2 rRNA genes are annotated in these 5,266 nt (G+C 55.8%); both read left to right on the plus strand.

The window, feature by feature from the left end:
• Positions 1-41: 41 nt before the first annotated feature.
• A 16S ribosomal RNA gene (locus ACFVY3_RS17265) occupies positions 42-1,565 on the plus strand.
• A 566-nt stretch (positions 1,566-2,131) separates the two neighbouring features.
• A 23S ribosomal RNA gene (locus ACFVY3_RS17270) occupies positions 2,132-5,256 on the plus strand.
• The 16S and 23S rRNA genes sit together here, the layout of an rRNA operon.
• Positions 5,257-5,266: the final 10 nt, after the last annotated feature.

The following is a 5,266-nucleotide window of genomic DNA, read 5'->3' on the forward strand; positions in this document are numbered from 1 at the left end:
TTCCTCGTTTTCCCGGGGTTGTTGGTTGTGTCTGTTTGTTTTCAACGGAGAGTTTGATCCTGGCTCAGGATGAACGCTGGCGGCGTGCTTAACACATGCAAGTCGAACGATGATCCGGTGCTTGCACCGGGGATTAGTGGCGAACGGGTGAGTAACACGTGAGTAACCTGCCCTTAACTCTGGGATAAGCCTGGGAAACTGGGTCTAATACCGGATATGACTCCTCATCGCATGGTGGGGGGTGGAAAGCTTTTGTGGTTTTGGATGGACTCGCGGCCTATCAGCTTGTTGGTGAGGTAATGGCTCACCAAGGCGACGACGGGTAGCCGGCCTGAGAGGGTGACCGGCCACACTGGGACTGAGACACGGCCCAGACTCCTACGGGAGGCAGCAGTGGGGAATATTGCACAATGGGCGGAAGCCTGATGCAGCGACGCCGCGTGAGGGATGACGGCCTTCGGGTTGTAAACCTCTTTCAGTAGGGAAGAAGCGAAAGTGACGGTACCTGCAGAAGAAGCGCCGGCTAACTACGTGCCAGCAGCCGCGGTAATACGTAGGGCGCAAGCGTTATCCGGAATTATTGGGCGTAAAGAGCTCGTAGGCGGTTTGTCGCGTCTGCCGTGAAAGTCCGGGGCTCAACTCCGGATCTGCGGTGGGTACGGGCAGACTAGAGTGATGTAGGGGAGACTGGAATTCCTGGTGTAGCGGTGAAATGCGCAGATATCAGGAGGAACACCGATGGCGAAGGCAGGTCTCTGGGCATTAACTGACGCTGAGGAGCGAAAGCATGGGGAGCGAACAGGATTAGATACCCTGGTAGTCCATGCCGTAAACGTTGGGCACTAGGTGTGGGGGACATTCCACGTTTTCCGCGCCGTAGCTAACGCATTAAGTGCCCCGCCTGGGGAGTACGGCCGCAAGGCTAAAACTCAAAGGAATTGACGGGGGCCCGCACAAGCGGCGGAGCATGCGGATTAATTCGATGCAACGCGAAGAACCTTACCAAGGCTTGACATGAACCGGTAAGACCTGGAAACAGGTCCCCCACTTGTGGCCGGTTTACAGGTGGTGCATGGTTGTCGTCAGCTCGTGTCGTGAGATGTTGGGTTAAGTCCCGCAACGAGCGCAACCCTCGTTCCATGTTGCCAGCGCGTTATGGCGGGGACTCATGGGAGACTGCCGGGGTCAACTCGGAGGAAGGTGGGGACGACGTCAAATCATCATGCCCCTTATGTCTTGGGCTTCACGCATGCTACAATGGCCGGTACAAAGGGTTGCGATACTGTGAGGTGGAGCTAATCCCAAAAAGCCGGTCTCAGTTCGGATTGGGGTCTGCAACTCGACCCCATGAAGTCGGAGTCGCTAGTAATCGCAGATCAGCAACGCTGCGGTGAATACGTTCCCGGGCCTTGTACACACCGCCCGTCAAGTCACGAAAGTTGGTAACACCCGAAGCCGGTGGCCTAACCCCTTGTGGGAGGGAGCTGTCGAAGGTGGGACTGGCGATTGGGACTAAGTCGTAACAAGGTAGCCGTACCGGAAGGTGCGGCTGGATCACCTCCTTTCTAAGGAGCGCCTACAACAACCCCGCCTGGTCTAAGTACTGGTGTGGTGGTGTTGTCAGGAGTAGGCCCGTTGCGCAGACGATTGTTCTGCGGCGGGTGCTCATGGGTGGAATATCAATGAATAGGTGCCTGTCGGGTTTTTCACCGGTGGTTAGTACGGATCCTCTCTTGAGGGGGTTGTGGAACGCTGTGGTGGGGGTTCTGGTGGGTAGTGTTTGGCACACTGTTGGGTCCTGAGACAACAGGACCATGGTTCGTGTCTGCCCTTCTTTGTGGGGGGTGGGTGCGGGGTGTGGGGCTTGTGTGTTTCTGGTTTCCTGGCTGCGACGCCCTGGACGCTGTTGACCTTCTTGCCTTCGGGTCAAGGGGTTGGTGTGTGGGGTGTGTGGTACGGGGTTGTTGTTTGAGAACTACATAGTGGACGCGAGCATCTTTTATAAGAAGCAATTTCCAAGAATATGAACCTGGATCTGGCTGCGCTCGATGATGACTGCCCCTTGTGGGTGGTGTTGTTGTGGTGTGGTTGGTTTCTGTGGTTCTCTCGAAATTACTCCTTGATCTTTTGTGGTCAAGTTTTTAAGAGCACACGGTGGATGCCTTGGCATTAGGAGCCGAAGAAGGACGTAGGAATCTGCGATAAGCCTGGGGGAGTCGATAACCGGACTGTGATCCCAGGGTGTCCGAATGGGGAAACCCCGCCAGGGGCGCGAGTTGCCTGGTGACCCGCATCTGAACACATAGGGTGCGTGGAGGGAACGCGGGGAAGTGAAACATCTCAGTACCCGCAGGAAGAGAAAACAATAGTGATTCCGTTAGTAGTGGCGAGCGAACGCGGATCAGGCTAAACCGTTCCATGTGTGATAGCCGGCGGGCGTTGCATGGTCGGGGTTGTGGGACTTTCCGTTCTGTCTCTGCCGGGACAGTGGGGTGAGAGCGTGGGCATAGGTGAACGGTCTTGAAAGGCCGGCCAGAGAGGGTGTGAGCCCCGTAACCGAAATGTTTGCACGCCGCCTGGAGAGTATCCCAAGTAGCACGGGGCCCGAGAAATCCCGTGCGAATCTGTCAGGACCACCTGATAAGCCTAAATACTCCCTAATGACCGATAGCGGACCAGTACCGTGAGGGAAAGGTGAAAAGTACCCCGGGAGGGGAGTGAAACAGTACCTGAAACCGTGTGCTTACAATCCGTCGGAGCAGCCTTGTAGTTGTGACGGCGTGCCTTTTGAAGAATGAGCCTGCGAGTTAGTGTTACGTCGCGAGGTTAACCCGTGTGGGGAAGCCGTAGCGAAAGCGAGTCTGAATAGGGCGTTGCAGTGGCGTGATCTAGACCCGAAGCGAAGTGATCTACCCATGGCCAGGTTGAAGCGACGGTAAGACGTCGTGGAGGACCGAACCCACTTCAGTTGAAAATGGAGGGGATGAGCTGTGGGTAGGGGTGAAAGGCCAATCAAACTTCGTGATAGCTGGTTCTCCCCGAAATGCATTTAGGTGCAGCGTTGCGTGTTTCTTATCGGAGGTAGAGCTACTGGATGGCTAATGGGCCCTACAAGGTTACTGACGTCAGCCAAACTCCGAATGCCGGTAAGTGAGAGCGCAGCAGTGAGACTGTGGGGGATAAGCTTCATAGTCGAGAGGGAAACAGCCCAGACCACCAACTAAGGCCCCTAAGCGTGTGCTAAGTGGGAAAGGATGTGGAGTTGCGAAGACAACCAGGAGGTTGGCTTAGAAGCAGCCATCCTTAAAAGAGTGCGTAATAGCTCACTGGTCAAGTGATTCCGCGCCGACAATGTAGCGGGGCTCAAGTACACCGCCGAAGTTGTGGCATTCAGATTTTTGCTAAGCCCTTGTGGTTCAGGCGTCTGGATGGGTAGGGGAGCGTCGTGTGGGCAGTGAAGTCGCGGTGTAAACCAGCGGTGGAGCCTACACGAGTGAGAATGCAGGCATGAGTAGCGAAAGACGGGTGAGAAACCCGTCCGCCGAATGATCAAGGGTTCCAGGGTCAAGCTAATCTGCCCTGGGTAAGTCGGGACCTAAGGCGAGGCCGACAGGCGTAGTCGATGGACAACGGGTTGATATTCCCGTACCGGCGAAAAACCGCCCATGTTGAACAGGGGATACTAACCGCCCGAGACCTGCCCGACACCCCTTGTGGGTGAAGGGTTTTGGTGGAGCGCGGGACCGAAACCTGGGAGGCAAGCGTATTAACAGGTGTGACGCAGGAAGGTAGCCGGGCCGGGCGATGGTTGCCCCGGTCTAAGGATGTAGGGCGAACGGTAGGCAAATCCGCTGTTCATGATGCCTGAGACCCGATGGGACCCCCGTATGGGGGGATCCGGTGATCCTATGCTGCCGAGAAAAGCATCGACGCGAGGTTTTAGCCGCCCGTACCCCAAACCGACACAGGTGATCAGGTAGAGAATACTAAGGCGATCGAGAGAATTATGGTTAAGGAACTCGGCAAAATGCCCCCGTAACTTCGGGAGAAGGGGGGCCCCTATCGTGATGGACACTTGCTGTCCGGAGCGTGGCGGGGCCGCAGAGACCAGGGGGAAGCGACTGTTTACTAAAAACACAGGTCCGTGCGAAGTCGCAAGACGATGTATACGGACTGACTCCTGCCCGGTGCTGGAAGGTTAAGAGGACCGGTTAGCCGCAAGGCGAAGCTGAGAATTTAAGCCCCAGTAAACGGCGGTGGTAACTATAACCATCCTAAGGTAGCGAAATTCCTTGTCGGGTAAGTTCCGACCTGCACGAATGGAGTAACGACTTCCCCGCTGTCTCAACCATAAACTCGGCGAAATTGCAGTACGAGTAAAGATGCTCGTTACGCGCAGCAGGACGGAAAGACCCCGAGACCTTTACTATAGTTTGGTATTGGTGTTCGGAGTGGCTTGTGTAGGATAGGTGGGAGACGTTGAAGCCCGGACGCCAGTTCGGGTGGAGTCATCGTTGAAATACCACTCTGGTCACTTTGGACATCTAACTTCGGCCCGTAATCCGGGTCAGGGACAGTGCCTGATGGGTAGTTTAACTGGGGCGGTTGCCTCCTAAAAAGTAACGGAGGCGCCCAAAGGTTCCCTCAGCCTGGTTGGCAATCAGGTGTCGAGTGTAAGTGCACAAGGGAGCTTGACTGTGAGAGAGACATCTCGAGCAGGGACGAAAGTCGGGACTAGTGATCCGGCGGTACATTGTGGAATGGCCGTCGCTCAACGGATAAAAGGTACCTCGGGGATAACAGGCTGATCTTGCCCAAGAGTCCATATCGACGGCATGGTTTGGCACCTCGATGTCGGCTCGTCGCATCCTGGGGCTGGAGTAGGTCCCAAGGGTTGGGCTGTTCGCCCATTAAAGCGGTACGCGAGCTGGGTTTAGAACGTCGTGAGACAGTTCGGTCCCTATCCGCTGCGCGCGCAGGAAATTTGAGAAGGGCTGTCCTTAGTACGAGAGGACCGGGACGGACGAACCTCTGGTGTGTCAGTTGTACTGCCAAGTGCACCGCTGATTAGCTACGTTCGGATGGGATAACCGCTGAAAGCATCTAAGCGGGAAGCTCGCTTCAAGATGAGATTTCCATACACCTTGTGTGTGAGAGGCCCCCAGCCAGACCACTGGGTTGATAGGCCGGATGTGGAAGCGAGGACTAAAGACTCGTGAAGCTGACCGGTACTAATAGGCCGATAACTTACACCACACACCACCCC

Origin of the sequence: Arthrobacter sp. BPSS-3 (assembly GCF_044628475.1) — a bacterium.
GTDB lineage: Bacteria > Actinomycetota > Actinomycetes > Actinomycetales > Micrococcaceae > Arthrobacter.